Here is a 16,866-nt window from a genome sequence, read left to right as displayed (position 1 = left end):
ACGCCGGTGGCCCCCTTCCACACTTACGGCAGGGGCGCCCCCGAGGGCGGCAGGTGCCGGGCGAAGAACGAAAGCACGTGGTCGCGCACCGCGGGCACCGACTGTGCCGGGTCGATCGCTCCGACCAGCTTGATCCGGCTGTCGGCGGTCATCAGCCCGGCGGCCTGCAACTGGGGTGCCATGGCCGCGTAGTCGGTGAACACCCAGTGCGTGGCGTTGTCGAGCTGCCGTCTGCGGGTGTGTCCCCCCGGGTGGGCGAGCATGGCCGACCAGGAACGGTCGATGTCCTCGTCGCGGAAGCCATCGGTGCCCAGCAGGAGCAGCGGCCGGTCCACCCCGTGCCGGGCGACGGGGAACAGCTTGCCTGCCCGGCCCGGCTTGCCCGGCGGATGGTTCAGATAGCCCTCCAGATTGACCGCCGCCCTGATGCGACGGTCCTCGTACATCGCCTCGGCCGCGGTGGTGCCTCCGGCCGAGTGGCCGTACATGCCCACGCGCCGCAGATCCAGCGCACTGCCGAGGTTCTCCGGCAGTGCGCGTCGCTCCGCGTCGGGAAGGTGTCCGGCTGCCATGGCTTCCAGCTTGTCCAGCACGAACCGGGTGTCGGTGATCCGGGTGTCGATCGCGGTGCGGAAGAGGCCCGGATCCGTCCTGGGATCTCCCCGGAAGACCGTCGGGCGGACCTTCTCCCTGTGTGGCGTCCCGGTCGGGAAGTCCACCTCGCTCGCATCGCCGGGGTGATCGACGGTCACCACCACGTAGCCCCGGCTCGCCAGTTCCTCGGCGGTCGCGGTGCCGAGGGTGCGCGGGTCGCCGCCCCCCGGGCTGTAGAGCAGCACCGGTCGCCGTACCGACTGCGCGGGCGCGCCCGTGTGGGCGTGGGTCGTGGTGGCCGCCCAGTTCACCCCGGCCTTCGGCAGTCCCGGGTGGATGGCGGGGTCGATCACTGCGAAGAGTTTCGCGGCGTCCTTGGTCATCTGCCGTGCGACCGGGTAGCCGCGAACGGTGCGGGCGGGGTAGAAGACGCTGACCATCACTTCCCGGACGGGGATGGTGGGATCCCACGGGTCTCGCCTGGTGTGATCGACCAGGTGCAGCGTGGTGGTCCCGATCCGGTGCGGGCCGGTCGGCGCCGGCAAGCGCACGGTGACGTCGTCCGCGGTCCGGGCCCGTGCGACGCCGCCGGTGCCGGTGCCGGTGAGCAACAGTCCGGCGGCCAGCACGACCGATTTCGCGACGGTCCGCCGGTCCACTGCGGCCGTCACAGCACGACCCGCTCGGCCCACCCGCTCGCTGTCGCCGGGCTGTTGACGAAACATGGCACTCCCCTTGTGTCCCTGTGGCGCGAGTCCTCGCGCCTTGCGGCGGCCCCCGCAGGAATGACCGGGGGCATGGCTGGGATGCTGGCAGTCGGCGGGGAGGGCAGGCGAGGGTTGAGGCCCTGGCCGAAACGATGGCGCAGCGCAGCGAGGGAGAGTAGTGATCCGGATCCGATTCACGGCCGCCGACTTCGCCCGGGTCCGTCTCGCGCCCCGGCCGGCCCCGTTGCAGGAACTGAACGCGGCACTCGCCATGATGTGTCGTCGCGACGACGAGCTGCTCTTCGGCCGCTGGAGACGTCGGTTGCTCCGTTCCCTGCCCGGTGCCGTCGAGCCACTGGCGGACCTGGTGCCCGCGGCGGAGGCTCCGAAGTTCATCGACGTGTTCAGCGACGACCTGAAGGAGGGACTGAACACCGTCCGGACCGCGCAGCCCGGCCTGGTCCGCTCCGAGATCGAGCGGGTCTACGCCACGTCCCCGTCCCCGGCTCCGTTATGGATCCGCGATCTGCACCGTGGTGGTGCCGATGCCTGGCAACGACTCCGCCGCGCCCAGCAGGCCGCCTTCGAAACGGTGCTGCGTCCGGTGTGGCCGTTGGTCCAGGATCTGCACCAGGCGGAGTTCACCCGCCACGCCCTGGCCGTGGCCGAGCACGGCGTCGGCGCCGCGCTCCGCGCGCTCGTCCCCGGCAGCCGACTGCACCAGGATGTCTGGGAGTTCGACGGCCACGGCGAGGGGGACATCGAGCTCCGCGGGCGCGGCTTGCTGCTGCTGCCCACCTTCCACTGGACGGGCCGGCCCATCACCGCCGACGTGCCCGGTCACTCCTTGGCCCTGACCTACCCGGCGGGCCCGGGCCTGCCGCTCCCGCCGACCGGCGCGGGCGACCGACAGGACGCGCTGGCGGGGGTGCTCGGGCGAACGCGCCTCGACCTGCTGCTTCTGCTGGCGGAGGAGCACACCACGAGCGACCTGGCCCGGCGGCTGGGCGTCAGCAATGCCACCGTTTCCGCCCACACCGCGGCGCTGCGTGGTGCGGGGCTGATCACCACGGTGCGCGCCGGGCGGGCGGTGCTGCACCGGCGCACCGATCTGGGGAGTCTGCTGGTCCGGCGACACGGTGGAATGTGACAGGCTGACAGCACGTCACTGAGCCCACCCGAGGAGCACCGACGACGTGGGGATACGTACCGTTGCCCCATGCCTTCACTCCAGCGCCTGCGCCCCGACCACGCCCCCGCCCTGCTCGCGTTCGAGCAGGAGAACCGGGCCTATTTCGCCGCCTCGGTCCCGGACCGTGGCGACGACTACTTCACCCAGTTCGACGCACGGCACAGCAGTCTGCTCGCGGAGCAGGACGCCGGACTGATCCACTTCCATGTGCTGGTGGACGACAGTGGGGAGGTGCTGGGGCGGATCAACCTGGTCGATGTGGCGGACGGTTCCGCCGAACTCGGATACCGGATCGCCGAGAAGGCCGCCGGTCGGGGTCTGGCCACGTCCGCCGTCCTGCGGGCATGCGCCCTGGCCGCCACCCACTACGGTCTGACCACGCTGCGGGCCGCCACGACCGTCGACAACGCCGGCTCACGGGCCGTACTGGCCCGTACCGGGTTCGTGCCCACCGGCGAGGTCCTGCTCGGCGGCCACCCGGGGATCTCCTACAGCCGGGACCTGGGCGAAGCCCTCGACGGCGCCACCCGATAAACACATACACACGCACATGTGGGCCCCGCCGGAAGCGGGGCCCACAGGCGTGAGGCGGGTGCTAAGGGCCCTCCTCCGCGGGCTGTCAGGTGCGGTAGGCGAAGTAGACCGAGCCGGGGTTGGAGGCCACGATGCTCGCCACGGACTTCCGGTACGTGTTGGTCGAGTGGTAAGTCAGGTACGGGACACCGCTCCTGCTCCGGTAGGTGGTCATCATGGAGTGGTCCTTCGAGCCGTCCCGCTCGAAGTCCATCTGCAGGATGTCACCGACGTCCAACTGGTACACGTTCGACAGGTTGGTCGCCCGCTTGGCGGAGAGGGTGAACCACGCCCACTCGTTGGCCCCCACCCAGGATGTGGTCTGGTTGGAGGAGTTGTACCACCAGTTGCGGTAGTCCGAGTACGTGCCGGAGTCGTCCTTCCAGCCGCCCGCCTTCAGGGCCTGGCTGATGAAGTTGGTGCAGTCACCACCGGCGTCGTTGAACTTCCGGTACGCGGGGTTGTAGTTCTTCCAGTACTTCTCCGCGTAGGCCGCCATGGCCGCGTAGTTGTAGCCGGAGGTTCCCGAGGTCTTCCGCACCGTCCGCGTCGTCCATGACGTGGAGGCGGGGGTGCCCTTGGGCGGAGATCCCGCGCTCGCCACGGCAACCGTCACGGGCTGGTTGATCGCCCGGGGGCCGTCGTCCTTGGGCTTGATGCCCGTCAGTTCCCACTTCCCGCCCGACGTGACGGCGAAGTTCATTTCGTGGTGGGCCTGGAAACCGGTCGTCGCCGGCTCGTCACCGCGGATCTTCTTGTACGTGAGCGTCGTGGTCTCGGTGACCTGGACCGTGGCCCGCCCGTTCTTGACGCGCGGCGTGCCCGTGGTGACCTTGGTGTCGGCGGCGGTGTACGCCTCACCCAGGGCGGCGAGCCGGGACTTGCGGGTGCGGAGCGAGGACAGCGCGGTGTCCTCCGCCCGTGCGAGGCCGGCCGACAGGCGCACGTTGCTGTCGAGCAGCAGCGGCGCCCGGCGCACCGACCGGGTGTCCAGCAGCGCCGCCGTGCGCTCGGTCAGTACGGCGTCGGCTATGCGGCCGAAGGACTTGGCTGCCGCATCGCTGTCCGGCGTGTTTCCCGCCGCCGCGTTCGCCGCGGAGGCGGGCAGAAGCACGGCCGACACGGCCACCGTCAGGACCGCACCGACCGCGGATCTGAACGTCGATGGATTCACTATGTTCCCCTTGTCACCCCGTCCGGACGGACCGGGGGACGGCATCTTCGCACGAAGTTCCGCTTTTCGTATATGTGATCGTTTCATGGTTCGGCCACACATTCGGTGGCCTGCGACTTCAGTGCGAACGGGGCCGGCGTCAGCGACGCCGGCCCCGTTCCGCCTCCGGCCCGTCGGCCGAGTGACGATGTGGCCCACGCCACACCCCCCGTGTCATACGGGTGGTCAGATGCGGTCGGCAGCAATGAGGAGGTAGTGGAAGCTGCCTTCGCGGTACGCCGTCAGGAACGGGTCCTCGACACCGGTGGCGAGGGAGGACTTGGCGCGCAGCTCCCAGTACGGGATCGTGGCGGCCGTGAGGTCGACCACGTTGATGGGCACGAGGCCGTTGGCGGCCATGGCCTTGAAGTAGGCGCTGCGCGGGTGGATGTTGCAGGTGTAGTGCTCGTCGATGCGGCTGACCGCCTTGGAGCGCAGGCCCGTCACGTCGTTGGAGCAGCCGGTGATGGTGACGTACCGGCCGCCGTAGGCCAGCTGTCGGGCGTGCTCGGCGAAGAGCTCGTTCAGGTCCACGTACATGGTGGACTCGTTGTTCCAGATTCCCTGGAAGGCGCCGGTGGGCAGGCCGGTGTCCAGCATGTTGCGGAAGTGGTAGCGGACCTTGTCGTCCACACCGCGCTTGCGGGCCTGGTCGTTGGCGAAGTCGACCTGGGCCTGCGAGATGGAGACGCCGTCGGCCCGGCAGCCGAAGCGGGCGTTGGCCATGATGCTGGTGCCGCCGCGGCCGCAGCCGGCGTCCAGCAGGCGCTGGTCGGCGGTGATGGGGCCCAGGTGGTCGAGGAGGACATCGGCCTGCGCCGACTCCAGCCGGTGCAGTTCCTCGATGATGCGCTCGTCCCGGGTCTCCTGCGGGCCCTCCAGGACGGAGGGGTCGTAGTCACCGATCCCGTAGTGGTGGTGGTAGAGGCCGTCGACGTCGCCCAGACGCAGGTTGACCGGGTCCTTCTCGTTGTTCCAGTACTCCGCGACGGACTTCTGGTAGGCGGTGCGCAGGACGCCGGCGGGGGCGGGCATGGTCGTCATGGGGTGGTGCTCCTTACGGCAAGCGGGGATGTGTGTGGTGGTGACAAGAAAGGGGCGGGCTCACGCGCCGTTGTAGCGAGGGCTGCCGCTGTGCCATTCGCGGTTGCCGCCCAGCCAGGCCCACACGCCCGCGAGGAACCGGCGCAGCTGGGGCGAGCCGGTGAGGACGAGAGCGGCGGCCTCCGCCTCGAAGGCGCGCACCAGCTCGTCGTGGATCTCCACGCTCCGCTCGATCGCCTCGCGCGTCGAGCAGCGCTCCTCCTCGGCGATCACGATGGGCAGGTTGAACTCCACACCCGAGGAGTCGTGTTCCTTCGTCATCGAGTACAGGTCGTTGACGAGCGTGCCGGCCGTGGCGGCCGTCGTCACGGCGCGGCGCACACGGGGGTCGGCGTATTCGGTGGCGGACAGCGCGTAGCCGCCCACCACGTCGGTCAGGGCGATGCAGGGAAGGAAGCTGTTGATCTGACGGTGGGCCAGATACTCGTGGACGCTGGGCATGTGGCCCCGGGAACGCCAGGAGCCTTCCTGGCCGTAGCCGACGAAGAGGACGGCGACCTCGTGCCGCAGCCGGGCCACCTGGGACGGCTCCGCGTAGCGGGCCAGGTGCGCCAGGCCCGAGCGCAGGGCGCCCCGTACGGGGTCGCCCCGCAGGTCCCTTTCCCACGCGGGCGCGTAGCGGGACGGGAGATGGGCGGGGTCGAGTGCCGCGTAGGCGAGCCCGAGGTGCGAGCCGAGGAGGTCGGGGCGGGAGCCCACGGTCTCGTCGTCGCAGTAGTAGTCGTCCGTCGCCCACTCCGCCAGCGCGCACTTCCCCGCCGCCAGCAGCCGGTCGCCGTCGTCGGTGTCGGGGTGGGCCAGCATCATCAGGCGGCCGAAGTCGGCCGCGCGGACGCGGTCGAGGCGTCCGTCGTAGATGCCGACCTCGTCGGCCCACTCCACCAGGCGGTCGTTGACCTCCCGGCCGAGCGCCGGGTCGTCCCGGAGCGCGGGCGGGCAGTACAGCTCCGGGACGCCGGCACCGCGCTCGTCCGAGGTGGCGGGGGTGTCGCCGGCCGGTTTCCCGACGGCTCGACCGACTGCTGTGTCGACTGGTCTGCCGGCCGCGAGGCGGGCGGCGGAGGTGCCGAGCCCCGTCGGCCCGGTGGGCAGGACGGTGCCCACCGGGCGGGGGGCGGTTCCGGGCAGCGTCGTCGGCGCGGAACGGCGGATGCCCTGGTGGTGGGTGAGCAGCGTGGCCACGAGCCGCGCCGTGTCGTGGCGGGCCGTGGGCGCGGTGATCCGGGACAGCAGTGACACAGGTTCTTCTCTCCGTTCCGGGGGGTGGTGCCCGTCAGGACGGGGTGTGGAAGACCTCGACGTTCTCGAGGACGCCGATCGCGTCGGGAACGAGAACGGCCGCCGAGTAGTAGGTGCTGACCAGGTAGGAGATGAGAGCCTGGTCGTTGATGCCCATGAACCGCACGTTCAGGCCGGGCTCGTACTCGTCGGGGATCCCGGTCTGCCGCAGGCCGATCACCCCTTGCTCGGCCTCGCCCAGGCGCATGGCGAGGATGGCGGAGGTGCCCTCGTCCGAGACGGGGATCTTGCCGCAGGGCAGGATCGGCACGCCCCGCCAGGCCGGAACGGAGTGGCCGCCGACGTCGGCGCTGTCGAAGGACAGCCCCCGCTTGTTGCACTCGCGGGCGAGGGCGGAGACGGCCCGGGGGTGGGCGAAGAACGCCTTGGTCCCCCGCCGCATGCTCAGCAGCTCGTCCATGTCGTCGGGGGTGGGCGGGCCGGAGTGGGTGGAGATGCGCTGGCTGTGGTCGGCGTTGTGCAGCAGGCCGAACTCGGGGTTGTTGACCAGCTCGGACTCCTGGCGCTCGCGCAGCGCCTCGATGGTCAGCCGCAGCTGCTGCTCGACCTGGTCCATCGGGTCGTTGTAGAGATCGGCGACCCGGCTGTGCACCCGGAGGATCGTCTGGGCCACGCTCAGCTCGTATTCGCGGGGGGCGAGTTCGTAGTCCACGAAGGTACCCGGCAGCACCGGCTCGCCGATGTGGCCGGACGCGAGGGCGATGTTCGCCTCGCCCTTCCTGTTCCGCGGCCGTGCCTTCTCGGCCTCGCGCCGCCGGACGTGGTCCCGCAGTCGCTCGTTGCGGCCGGCCACCTCCTCGTACGCGGCCCGGGGCAGGGCCAGTACGGTGCACGCCGTCATCGCGCGCGCCGTGAACCCCCACTCACCCGGCTCCTCGGCCACCGTCTGCGCGCCGAAGAACCCGCCGTCGGCCATTACGCCGCTCCGGGTCTCCTCGCCGTGCGCCCCGGTGCCGACCTTCTCCACCTTGCCGCGCGCGATGAGATAGACGTGGTCGACGACCTCGCCCCGCTCGGCTATCACCTGGCCGGGTGCGTACTCCTGCTGCCGGCACCGCTCGGCCAGCGCCCGCAGCGCCCCGTCGTCGTGGAACCCGCGCAGCAGCGGCAGTTCCCCCAGCTCCGCGGGGACGACCCTGACCGTGGCCCCGTCCTGGACGAAGGTGACCCGGCCGTCGCCGACCTCGTACACCAGGCGTCGGTTGACCCGGTAGGTGCCACCCTTCACTTCCACCCAGGGCAGCATGCGCAGCAGCCACCTCGAGCTGATGCCCTGCGTCTGCGGGACGCTCTTGGTGGTGGTCGCCAGGTTCCGCGCAGCGGCGATCCCCAGGCTGAGCTGCGCCCGGCCCTCTTGCGGTGCGGGCTGCTCCGGCTGCTGCCGGTGCGCTGCGATCGACATCCCGGTTCCTTCCCTCTGCACGCATGCGTCAAGAGGGAGCCCCTGAAATCGCCCGATCGGGCGACGAGGAGCTCCCGCCGCGCAAGTGAAGCAGCGCTTAATGATGTTGGTCGAGAACACCGAGGGCACACCGACGTATTTGCGCCACTGAAGAGATACGGGCTCACCCGCCCGACTCCGCGCCCCTTGGGCACCCCATGCCGACCAAGGAGGGCGTTCATGTCCGCTGTGCTGCGGTTACTTACCTTTCGGCCGTGCCGAGTCAGGGGTACCCACGACAGCACCGACACGGCCGCGCCGCGACCGAGGTGGCTGATAACAGTCCCTCAGGTGGAAGAAAGGAGGGACGATCGGGTGAATCGCGAGGGATGCGCGGCGTGGGTCGATCTCCCTCCCTTCCGACCCGGCACAGCGGTGTTAGCTTCCTTCAAGGGCCCGCCGCTGGTCGCGGCCCCGCCGCCGGACAAAGGCCGGACGGGCGGCCGTCGGTCGACACCGCGTTCGCCCGCAGACCGCCGACGCGGCAGCCCCGAACGGTCCGGCCGCGTGGCCATTGCCGTTCGCGAGGGAGAACACCGGTGCTGCTGTCCGATACCGCTTCCGCGCCGACCGGTGTGCCGTACCGCCCGGCCGACGCGCACTACCTCTCGGTGACGGGCGGCCTCCCGCCCATGGTCGGCTGCCTCCTCACCGTCGCCGACCGACCGCCGGACGTGACGGAGCTCCGTGATTGGCTCGCTCCCCGGATCGAGACCGTCACGGCGTTGTCACGGCACTGGCCGGTCCCCTTCCGCAGCGCACGGGAGTTCGAGCACGTCGGCCCCCCGCAGTTGCACCACCACGTGCGGCAGGCCACGGTGGACCGGCTCGCGGACTGGTCGGCCCTGCTGGCACGCCTGTGGGCGCAGCCGCTGCCCGCCGACCGCCGGCCGCAGTGGGACCTGTGGCTGGTCCGGAGCCAGGAGGCCGGCTCACGCTACGTGTTGCTCTTCCGGGTCCACCACGCTCTCCTGGACGGCGTCGCGACCACGCGGGTGGTCACCGAGCTCCTCGGCCTGCGGCCGCCGAGCCCGGAGTCCCCCTCCCGGAACACGACACCCCGGTCCGCGCGACCGCCCGCGGCGGATGTCTCCGCGAGCGCCGCCACCGGCGCCGCCGCCGATGTGCTCCGCAGGTACCGCACCCCGGTCACGTGGCCGGTCCCCGACGACAGACCCGGCCGCGCACCCCGTTTCGGCTTCGCACGGCTGCCACTGTCCCTGCTGCGCGCGGCCGGGCACACGACGGGCGCCACGGTCAACGACGTCTACCTCGCCGGATGGGCGGGAGCCCTGCGGTACTGGCAGCAGATCCGAGCCGAATCCCGGACGGCGGCGGACAGCCGGCCGGAAGACCTGCCGGTACGGATGCCGGTGTCGACCCGGCACCTCGGACCGCCGTCCCCGGTCATCGGCAACCGGGTCATCTCGGAACGGGTGGTACTGCCCTGCGCCGAGCCGGATCCCGGGCGACGTCTGCGTGCCGTCGCGCGGCAGACCGCGCTCCTGCGCCCCGACCGCCGGCGCATCGCCGCCCAGGCGGCGTACGACCGGCTGTCGTTCCCCCTTGCCTCCTGGATCGCCCATCGCAGCCTGCGCCCGCAGCGCGGGGTGATGTCGGCGAGCAACGTGCGGATGAGTGCCGACCCGTTGTCCTTCCGGGACGCACCGGTGATCCACGCGGTGGCACTCGGGCCCATCGCTCCCGGCCATCACTGCTACAGCATGTTCACCGGCTACCACGACACGGCCTACCTGTACCTCGCCCACACCGACCGGCTTCCGCACGCCGAACGGCTGCCCGCCCTCTGGCTCCGCGCGGTGCACGAATTGCACGAAGCGACGTGTCGCTGAGCAGCTCGTGAATGCCGATGGCAGCACGTGACTCCCGGGGCGACACCCCGCTGTCGGCCCCCGGCGGGCGCCACCGGGTGGCCCGGCACCACGGCCGAGCACCGCGCTGCCCCTCGGCGACGCAGCCCGTGACGCGCTGTCCGTACTGCTCCGGGGCCATGTCCTGAAGGAGGAAGATGGGACGTTTCCGGGACGGTGACCCCACGTGCCCGGGACAACGAGCGGGCGAGGATGGCACTGTGCGCGAAGAGGCCGTGGTGCGGGAGCGGAGAGTCGTCCTGGCCTACGGGGCGTGCGCGGTCACGCTGGTCTCGGTCACCGCGTGGGTCGTCCTCGCCCTCGCCCGTCTGGACGACGCCGAGCTGGCGCCCTACGTCAAGGTCCGCGGGCCCGAGGTACTGGCCGTCGTCGGGTTCGTCCTGCTCGGAACCTTCCTCACGGCTCACCGGTCCCGCAGCGGCCTCGGGCCGCTGATGATCGCGGCCGGGGCAGCGAGCACCTTGTCGGCGACGGCCCGGCTCTGGGCGTCCGCCGCAGGTGTCGGTGGTGGCGTCGGCCAGGCGCTGGCCGTCGCATCGACGGTCTGCATCGCCCTGTTCATCTTCGCCCTGTACATGTTCCCGCTGTATCTGCCCGACGGGAGCCTGCCCCGCCACCGGCTGCTCCGGCCGTACGCGGTGGTCCTCGCCGTATGGAGCCTGGTGCAGTCGTACGGCGAGTACGTCACGCTGGGCGCCGACTACGGGCTTCCCGACCCACTGGACCACGGTGGCTGGAGCCCGCTGCGGACGCTGCTGGACGCTCATGTCCCGGCCGTGTACCCGATGTCGCTCTTCGTGCTGGCCAACTTGACCGTCATGACGGTGCGCTGGCGGCACTCCCCCGACCGACGGCAGGTCGTGGCGCTGCTGGCCTATCTGGTGTGGCTCGGCGACGTCTACGTCATCCGGTCCGACCTCCTGAGAGGCGACTGGTGGTACGCCACCTACGTCGGAGCCGCCGCGTGGCTGATCGCGGCGGCGTATGCCTTCAACCGTGACCGCTCCGCCCATCTCGACCGGGCGACGCGCCGGGTGTTGTCCGCCTTCGTCCTCGGCACCGCGCTGATCGTCGGCTGCACGGCCGTGGTCCTGCTGCTCTCCCGTACCCTCCCCGGCGGACTGAGCGGCGGCGCCCTGGTGATGGGAGCGGCCGGGCTGGTGGCAGGCGGTCTGCTCTACCCCACCGCGCACTGGGCCGTACGGTGCGTGGACCGCTTCTACTACGGCGACCGCGCCCGCCCGTACCACGTCGTACGCGAACTCGCCGAGCGTCTCAGCCAGGCCGCGGGCCCGGGCGAAGCACCGCGGCTGCTGTGCGACGCCGTCGTGGCCGGGCTGCGCATGCCCGGCGCCGAAGTACGGGTCGATACCCGCGGCGGTTCCCGCGTGCTGGCCGCCGCGGGTGAGCCGGGGCCGGGCGGCACCGGGTTCCCGCTGGTGTACGAGGGCGCTGCCGTCGGCAGTCTGGACGTCACGCCCAGGCCGGGCGACCGGGTGCCGGACCGGCAGGACCAAGAGGTGCTGCGGTTCCTGGCCGACCAGATGGCACCGGCGATCGCGTCGCTGCGCCTGTACGAAGACCTGCGCGCGGCCCGGGAACAGATGGTGGTGGCCCGGGAGGACGCGCGCCGCCGGCTGCGGCGCAACCTCCATGACGGCCTGGGTCCGGCCCTGTCGGGGGTCCGGCTGCAAGTCGACACCGCGCGGTACGCGGTGCCGGACGACTCCGCCGCCGCCAGGCCCCTGGCCACCGCGTCCGAGGGCATCGGACAGGCCATCTCCGAGCTTCGCCGTATCGCGGACGGCCTCACCCCGGCGGCATTGGACCGGCTCGGGCTGAGCAAGGCGCTGCGGGAGGTGGCCGGCCGGCTCGACGGGCGGCTCCGGGTGGGCGTGGAGTTCACGCCCGACCCGTTGCCGCCGCTGCCGGCGGCCGTGGAAGTGGCGGTGTACCTGATCGGCGGCGAGGCGCTGAACAACGTCGTACGGCACTCCGGGGCGGCCACGGCCACCCTGATGGTGCGTGTGGTGCCGGACCGCGTCACCGTCGAGGTCAGCGATGACGGGCAGGGCCTGCCGGAACATCGCACCGGCAGCGGAGTGGGCCTGCGGTCCATGCGGGAACGGGCGGCGGAACTGGGCGGGCACTTCCACATCACCAACGGCGCGGGCGGCGGAGCGGTACTGCACGCGTCCTTCCCGCCGGTGACCGGTCCGTTCGCCTCCGGGACCGATGCCGGGTAAGGCCCCACCCGGCCGCCGCACAGCGCCCATTTCTATGATCGACAAGTGAAGTCTTCATGCCGCCGGTTGTTCGGCCTGCCTGTCGCCGCCACCCTGCTCACCGTCGCCGGCTGCACCTCCACCGACGACGCCTCCGGCGCCCTCCCCGCACCCACGCCCTCGGGGCAGCAGGCCGCGCACTGCCGCGCACTGCGCCACGAGCTGCCCTCGACCGTCAACGAATTGAAGCGGCGGACCGACCGCCCGGACTCGGACTTCACCGCCGCCTGGGGCGACACACCGATCACGCTGCGCTGCGGGGTGCCGCGCCCTCTGGTCCTCACCCGTGGCTACAAGCACTACAACCCCTGGTCGGCCACCGTAGAGATCAACGGTGTCGAGTGGATGCCCGAACAGCAGCCGGATGGCAGTCTCCGCTGCACGACCTCGAAGCGGGAGGCGTGGGTCGAGGTGACGGTGCCGAAGAAGTACGTCGGCACCGGCGAGTTCGAGATGTTCACCGGTCTGTCCGACGCTGTGCGGAAGGCCGTTCCCCTCGGAGTGATCTGAACTCCCTTCGGCCGGTGGCAGTCCGTCAGTGGGCGCGGACCACGAGGGCGTAGTCGCCGAGCCCGATCAGGCGTGGTCCCGGTATGGGTCCCAGTGTGGTGTAGATGGTGCGGATGTGGCCGGTCGTGGGGTCGAAGGCGATGTCCTTGACCGCTCCGTGCTCGTCACCGAGGTCCGTCAGCACACGGCTGCCCAGGGCCTCCCGGTGCACCGGGGCCTGGGTGGGGGTCGTTTCGGCGGCGGGAGTGGAGTGGGCGATGACCGCGTCCTGGCCGACCGTCCGCACCAGATTCCAGGCCAGGACCGGATGGCCCTTGGCTCGCGTACCGGAGAGGCGTACGTGGCTGATGCACTGCGCGGAGGCGTCGATCGTCAGTGCGTCGACGGTGCCCAGTTCGGCGGCCTCGCCCGCGGTGACGACCGGAAGGCCGCGGGCCTGGGAGAACAACATCACCATGTCCGCTCCCTCCCCTCCTGGCCGGCCCCGGTTCCCCGGGCGGCCTGCCGGGTGCGGAAGATCTCCACCTGAGCGGTGAAGCTCGGCAGGTCGTCGGCCACGAAGCGGCACGCCTCGGCGGGGATGACCAAGGCCTGACCGGAGACCGCCACGCCCTCGCCGCGGGGGATGAAGACGGTACGCCGGCGGTGTTCGGGGGGCTCGATGGCGGCGACCTGGAACCCTGCCACCCGGCCGTCGGCTTCGACGACCACGTCGAGCACGGTGCCGGCGTCGGTACCCTCGTCCGTCAGCACCCTCACCCCCAGGACCCCGCCCCCTGCCGCCTCACCGGAGGCGACGACCGCCGCGGGCTCGGCCAGCACCTCCCGGCCGAGGATCATCACGGCGTGGCGGCCCAGCGCGTGTACGGCGGGCCAGGGCAAGCTCTGCTTGAGGGGGCCGGACAGCAGGCCCCGGCCGTTGAGGGTGAAGCCGGTGATCTGTCCGGCCGGGCCGTCGAAGACGGTGTCCTTGATCTGCGCGACGGCCTCCCCTTCGAGGGTGACCACCGGTCGTTTGGTCAACTCGGATGCCAGCACCAGTGTGTTCACCGGTCGCCCCCTTTACGGAATCCCTTGCCGAACCGGCGCCCGCGCTGCACCGCGATCACCGTGCCGGCCCGCCTGCGCGCCTGCACGCCCGCCACCGCGGCCGCCAGCGCGAGCAGCATCACGGCCGCGACGATCAGCCACCCCCACCAGATCACCGTCCACCTCCCGGTCCGGCCCCGGCCACTGCGACGGAGTCCGGCACTGTCCCGTATGCCCGTCCCGCCCTCGTCGATGCCCCTCAACCGACCCGATTTCCGGGGGAATTGACGCGTTACTTCGAGGTTCCGACGCCGTGCAGGAGTGTGTCCACGACGCGCGCGGCAAGTGCGTCGACGGCCCCCTCCTCCGCGCCCCGGCCCTCCTCCGCGGCTTCGTGGATGAGGGCGTAGTAGACGCGGCGGGCCCACTCCAGATCGACGTCCGGGGGCAGCAGCCCCTCCTCCCGCGCCCGGCGGAAGAGGTGGTCGCACTGGTCCAGCACATCGGCGTGCGCCCGCGCCACTTCGGGGTCCGTCGGCGCCGTCCGGCTCATCGCGAAGCCCCAACCGATCTTCACCTGGAGGACGTTGACGGTGACCTGATGCAGGGCGACCAGAGGCGGTGACGTGCGCGGACGGGCGGCCTCGACGGCTTCGTGGAACCGCTGGGTGGCCCACGCCGCCAAGGCGTCGACCAGCGCCTCGCGAGTGACGAACCGGCGGTGGACGGTCGTCCTGGCGACCCCCGCCGCCGCGGCGATCTGCTCCATGGTCGCCGTCGGGTCGGAGCTCAGCACGCGCTCGGCCGCCTCCAGGATCGCCCGTACGGTCCGCTCTGCGTCGGCGCGCAGCGCCCGCCCCTTCGTCTCCATGCGCCAGATCGTACGCGAAGGACGCCACTCCGGAGATACTTGCAACATCGATGTTGCAGGTATTAGCTTTACGGCGTCGCTGAAGAAGCGGCTATTCGTCATCGGAGGGGAACGCTCATGGATCTGCAGTTGACGGGCAAGACAGCCGTGGTCACCGGCGCGAGCCGCGGCATAGGGCTCGCGACGGTCGGCGCCCTCATCGGCGAGGGCGTCACCGTGGTGGCCGCCGCCCGCACGATCACACCGGAGTTGAAGGAGACGGGCGCGATCGCCGTCTCCGCGGATCTGTCCACACCCGACGGGCCCGCCCGGTTGGTCGAACGGGCGCTGGCCGAGCTGGGCGATCTCGACATCCTCGTCAACAACGTGGGTGGCGGCGACAGCGGTGAAGGCCAGACGGGCGGCTTCCTGGCCTTCACCGAGGAGCAGTGGCAGCAGACGTTCGACCTGAATTTCCTCGCGGCCGTGCGGACGAGCCGCGCGGCGCTGCCGAGCCTGGTCCGGCGGCGTGGCGCCCTTGTCAGCGTCTCCTCGAACAGCGCCCGGGTGCCGCACGCCGGCCCCGTTCCGTACACCACCGCGAAAGCCGCGCTGACCGCCTTCGGCAAGGCGCTGGCCGAGGAGTTCGGACCGCGGGGCGTCCGTGTCAACACGGTCTCGCCCGGGCCGGTCCGCACCGCGATGTGGGAGAGCCCGGACGGTTACGGGGCGGAGCTCGCCCGGTCCATGGGCGTGACGCGGGAGCAGTTGCTGGAGCAGATCCCGGCGGCGATGGGCATGACGACGGGCCGGCTCGTCGAACCGGCGGAGGTCGCGGCGGTCGTCGCGTTCCTCGCCTCTCCCCTGGCGGCGAGCACCTCCGGGGCGGACTTCCTCATCGACGGAGGTGCCGTCAAGACGGCCTAGTACTGCAACCGTGCTTGGTGTGACGGGTGGTCAGGCGGTGGTGGGCCGTGGCCGCGTTGTCTGCAGTGGTTGGTGCGTGCTCGGTGCTGGGCCCGTCACCGCCGGCGGGACCGGTGCAGGACATGCCTGCCGGTCGCACGTATGGAGCAGTCGCCGCAGGCGGTCCGGCCGGTCGCGTCCCGCCCGCTCGACGACCTGAACAGGGCTCAGACGCGGTGCCGCATGGGCACCCAGTCGGCCAGGAGGATCGCTCGCTCGCCCGGCCGCGGCGCGCCGGCGTTGCGAATGGGCGCCACGTAGTGGCTGACCAGATCGTCAGCGATGGCGTACGACTCGAGCGGCTTGTGGAGCTCGAACTCGGCCAGGAGGTCGTGCGCCGGGACCTCCTGCGGCTGCTTGCCACGGTGGGCGGGCGTGGCGATGACGTTGTTGCCGCCCTCCGCGTTGTCCCGGTAGATCATGTGGCAGAAGACGTAGGGCTCGCCGTCCTGGTGGAGCTCGTTGGGCGAGGAAACGGCCTGCCCCCCGTCGTCCGCGACGTGCAGTTTGATCAGGTGCACGCCCACGTACAGCGGCCAGACGGCGTCGTCCTGGCTCCAGCGGGTCTGCTCGAAGTCGAACCGGATCAGGTCCAGGAGCAGCGGGTTGTCGCAGATCTCCGGGCTGATGGCGGGCAGTTCCCGCACCACGCCGACATACTCGGGGTTGTTGTCACCCTGGTAGTAGCCGTTCATGCCCTCGCGGGCCTGGCTCTCGGTCGCCGGCATCCAGAAGAACTCCTTCGACCACGGGAGGAAGACGCCCCGGGCATACCTGCGGTGTCGGCCGGAACCGGGTGCGTAGGGGTCGGAGGGGAGGTCGTCGTAAGCGGCTCGAAGCGCCCGGTAATTCTCGTCCGCCTCGGTCAGACCGAAATGGTCGGCCAGGTCCCAGCGGTCGTATCCGTTCTTCGAAAGCTCCGAAGGCGTCATGGTCATACTCCTGTCCCCCAGGGGAATTGACGGTTCCGCAGGGAACCCTCGTTGAATGAAGAGATGGATGAATGGGCGGATGAATAAGTGGAGGCATGCGATCGGTGGTGGATCCGGCTCGAACCGACCCGGCCCGGCATTCCGAGCGGCCGTACGACTGCCGGAAGCTGACGATGATCACGTTCCCGGCGACGGTGCAGGCGGTTCGTGCGAGTGCGCCCCCGGCACCCGAAGCGACGACGTGCCGCCGGCGGCCGCGTCGGAGTTCCGGCGGGCGGC

Annotated in this window: 16 protein-coding genes; 6 read left to right on the top strand and 10 right to left on the bottom strand. The window is 71.1% G+C overall.

Features of this window, described 5'->3' with window-relative positions:
* Positions 1-23: 23 nt before the first annotated feature.
* The gene (locus tag FHS38_RS28335; protein WP_184738310.1) at positions 24-1,319 is read right to left on the bottom strand and encodes an alpha/beta hydrolase family protein; all 1,296 of its coding nucleotides are present in this window, start codon (positions 1,317-1,319) and stop codon (positions 24-26) included.
* A 160-nt stretch (positions 1,320-1,479) separates the two neighbouring features.
* Here FHS38_RS28335 and FHS38_RS28330 point away from each other — a divergent pair, with 160 nt between their 5' ends.
* Both FHS38_RS28330 and FHS38_RS28325 read left to right on the top strand, forming a co-directional pair.
* Positions 1,480-2,451, top strand: coding sequence for an ArsR/SmtB family transcription factor (locus FHS38_RS28330; RefSeq protein ID WP_184738308.1), 972 nt, complete (start codon positions 1,480-1,482; stop codon positions 2,449-2,451).
* A gap of 69 nt (positions 2,452-2,520) precedes the next feature.
* Entirely contained in the window at positions 2,521-3,027 is a 507-nt protein-coding gene (locus FHS38_RS28325; protein ID WP_184738306.1) for a GNAT family N-acetyltransferase, read from the top strand.
* A gap of 85 nt (positions 3,028-3,112) precedes the next feature.
* Here the strand turns inward: FHS38_RS28325 and FHS38_RS28320 are convergent, their stop codons facing one another.
* From FHS38_RS28320 to FHS38_RS28305, 4 genes are all read right to left on the bottom strand, one after another.
* A complete protein-coding gene (locus tag FHS38_RS28320; RefSeq protein ID WP_311775292.1) occupies positions 3,113-4,240 on the bottom strand; it encodes an amidase domain-containing protein in 1,128 nt (375 codons plus the stop codon).
* Positions 4,241-4,465: 225 nt separating this feature from the next.
* Complete coding sequence (locus FHS38_RS28315) at positions 4,466-5,323, bottom strand: geranyl diphosphate 2-C-methyltransferase (RefSeq protein ID WP_184738302.1); 858 nt, start codon at positions 5,321-5,323, stop codon at positions 4,466-4,468.
* Positions 5,324-5,383: 60 nt separating this feature from the next.
* Positions 5,384-6,622: a family 2 encapsulin nanocompartment cargo protein terpene cyclase gene (locus FHS38_RS28310; protein ID WP_184738300.1), complete on the bottom strand. Its 1,239-nt coding sequence runs from the start codon at positions 6,620-6,622 to the stop codon at positions 5,384-5,386.
* 34 nt (positions 6,623-6,656) lie between these two features.
* On the bottom strand, positions 6,657-8,084 hold the full coding sequence (locus tag FHS38_RS28305) for a family 2B encapsulin nanocompartment shell protein (protein WP_184738299.1): 1,428 nt from the start codon (positions 8,082-8,084) through the stop codon (positions 6,657-6,659).
* A 578-nt stretch (positions 8,085-8,662) separates the two neighbouring features.
* Here FHS38_RS28305 and FHS38_RS28300 point away from each other — a divergent pair.
* The 3 genes from FHS38_RS28300 to FHS38_RS28290 all read left to right on the top strand — a co-directional run bounded on the left by FHS38_RS28300 (position 8,663) and on the right by FHS38_RS28290 (position 12,810).
* The gene (locus FHS38_RS28300) at positions 8,663-9,976 is read left to right on the top strand and encodes a wax ester/triacylglycerol synthase domain-containing protein (RefSeq protein ID WP_184738297.1); all 1,314 of its coding nucleotides are present in this window, start codon (positions 8,663-8,665) and stop codon (positions 9,974-9,976) included.
* Between the two features lie 239 nt (positions 9,977-10,215).
* Complete coding sequence (locus FHS38_RS36195; protein WP_184738295.1) at positions 10,216-12,261, top strand: GAF domain-containing sensor histidine kinase; 2,046 nt, start codon at positions 10,216-10,218, stop codon at positions 12,259-12,261.
* Between the two features lie 45 nt (positions 12,262-12,306).
* The gene (locus FHS38_RS28290; protein ID WP_184738293.1) at positions 12,307-12,810 is read left to right on the top strand and encodes a DUF3515 domain-containing protein; all 504 of its coding nucleotides are present in this window, start codon (positions 12,307-12,309) and stop codon (positions 12,808-12,810) included.
* 25 nt (positions 12,811-12,835) lie between these two features.
* Here FHS38_RS28290 and FHS38_RS28285 read toward each other — a convergent pair whose 3' ends face one another.
* From FHS38_RS28285 to FHS38_RS28270, 4 genes are all read right to left on the bottom strand, one after another.
* On the bottom strand, positions 12,836-13,267 hold the full coding sequence (locus tag FHS38_RS28285) for a hypothetical protein (protein WP_221495447.1): 432 nt from the start codon (positions 13,265-13,267) through the stop codon (positions 12,836-12,838).
* A complete protein-coding gene (locus tag FHS38_RS28280; protein WP_184738291.1) occupies positions 13,261-13,860 on the bottom strand; it encodes a PRC-barrel domain-containing protein in 600 nt (199 codons plus the stop codon). The genes FHS38_RS28285 and FHS38_RS28280 overlap by 7 nt, the downstream gene beginning before the upstream one ends.
* Positions 13,857-14,015, bottom strand: a complete 159-nt coding sequence (locus FHS38_RS28275) for a hypothetical protein (protein WP_184738289.1) — start codon at positions 14,013-14,015, stop codon at positions 13,857-13,859. Before FHS38_RS28275 ends, FHS38_RS28280 begins: the two co-directional genes overlap by 4 nt.
* Positions 14,016-14,131: 116 nt before the next feature.
* Positions 14,132-14,710 (bottom strand): TetR/AcrR family transcriptional regulator, encoded by a 579-nt coding sequence (locus FHS38_RS28270; protein ID WP_184738288.1) that lies wholly within the window; start codon positions 14,708-14,710, stop codon positions 14,132-14,134.
* Between the two features lie 117 nt (positions 14,711-14,827).
* Between FHS38_RS28270 and FHS38_RS28265 the strand changes: the two genes are divergently transcribed.
* Positions 14,828-15,616, top strand: a complete 789-nt coding sequence (locus FHS38_RS28265) for an oxidoreductase (protein WP_184738286.1) — start codon at positions 14,828-14,830, stop codon at positions 15,614-15,616.
* Between the two features lie 206 nt (positions 15,617-15,822).
* Here the strand turns inward: FHS38_RS28265 and FHS38_RS28260 are convergent, their stop codons facing one another.
* The gene (locus FHS38_RS28260; RefSeq protein WP_260420988.1) at positions 15,823-16,587 is read right to left on the bottom strand and encodes a 2OG-Fe dioxygenase family protein; all 765 of its coding nucleotides are present in this window, start codon (positions 16,585-16,587) and stop codon (positions 15,823-15,825) included.
* Between the last annotated feature and the right edge of the window lie 279 nt (positions 16,588-16,866).

Source organism: Streptomyces netropsis (genome assembly GCF_014203545.1).
GTDB lineage: Bacteria > Actinomycetota > Actinomycetes > Streptomycetales > Streptomycetaceae > Streptomyces > Streptomyces netropsis.
This window is presented reverse-complemented; position numbering and strand designations above follow the sequence as displayed.

Bases quoted from the DNA above. Each gene is read 5' to 3' on its own strand.
- FHS38_RS28325 (WP_184738306.1), top strand. From the start codon at position 2,521: ATGCCTTCACTCCAGCGCCTGCGCCCCGACCACGCCCCCGCCCTGCTC.
- FHS38_RS28270 (WP_184738288.1), bottom strand. From the start codon at position 14,710: ATGGAGACGAAGGGGCGGGCGCTGCGCGCCGACGCAGAGCGGACCGTA.
- FHS38_RS28335 (WP_184738310.1), bottom strand. From the start codon at position 1,319: ATGTTTCGTCAACAGCCCGGCGACAGCGAGCGGGTGGGCCGAGCGGGT.
- FHS38_RS28285 (WP_221495447.1), bottom strand. From the start codon at position 13,267: ATGGTGATGTTGTTCTCCCAGGCCCGCGGCCTTCCGGTCGTCACCGCG.
- FHS38_RS28265 (WP_184738286.1), top strand. From the start codon at position 14,828: ATGGATCTGCAGTTGACGGGCAAGACAGCCGTGGTCACCGGCGCGAGC.
- FHS38_RS28305 (WP_184738299.1), bottom strand. From the start codon at position 8,084: ATGTCGATCGCAGCGCACCGGCAGCAGCCGGAGCAGCCCGCACCGCAA.
- FHS38_RS28260 (WP_260420988.1), bottom strand. From the start codon at position 16,587: ATGACGCCTTCGGAGCTTTCGAAGAACGGATACGACCGCTGGGACCTG.
- FHS38_RS28315 (WP_184738302.1), bottom strand. From the start codon at position 5,323: ATGACGACCATGCCCGCCCCCGCCGGCGTCCTGCGCACCGCCTACCAG.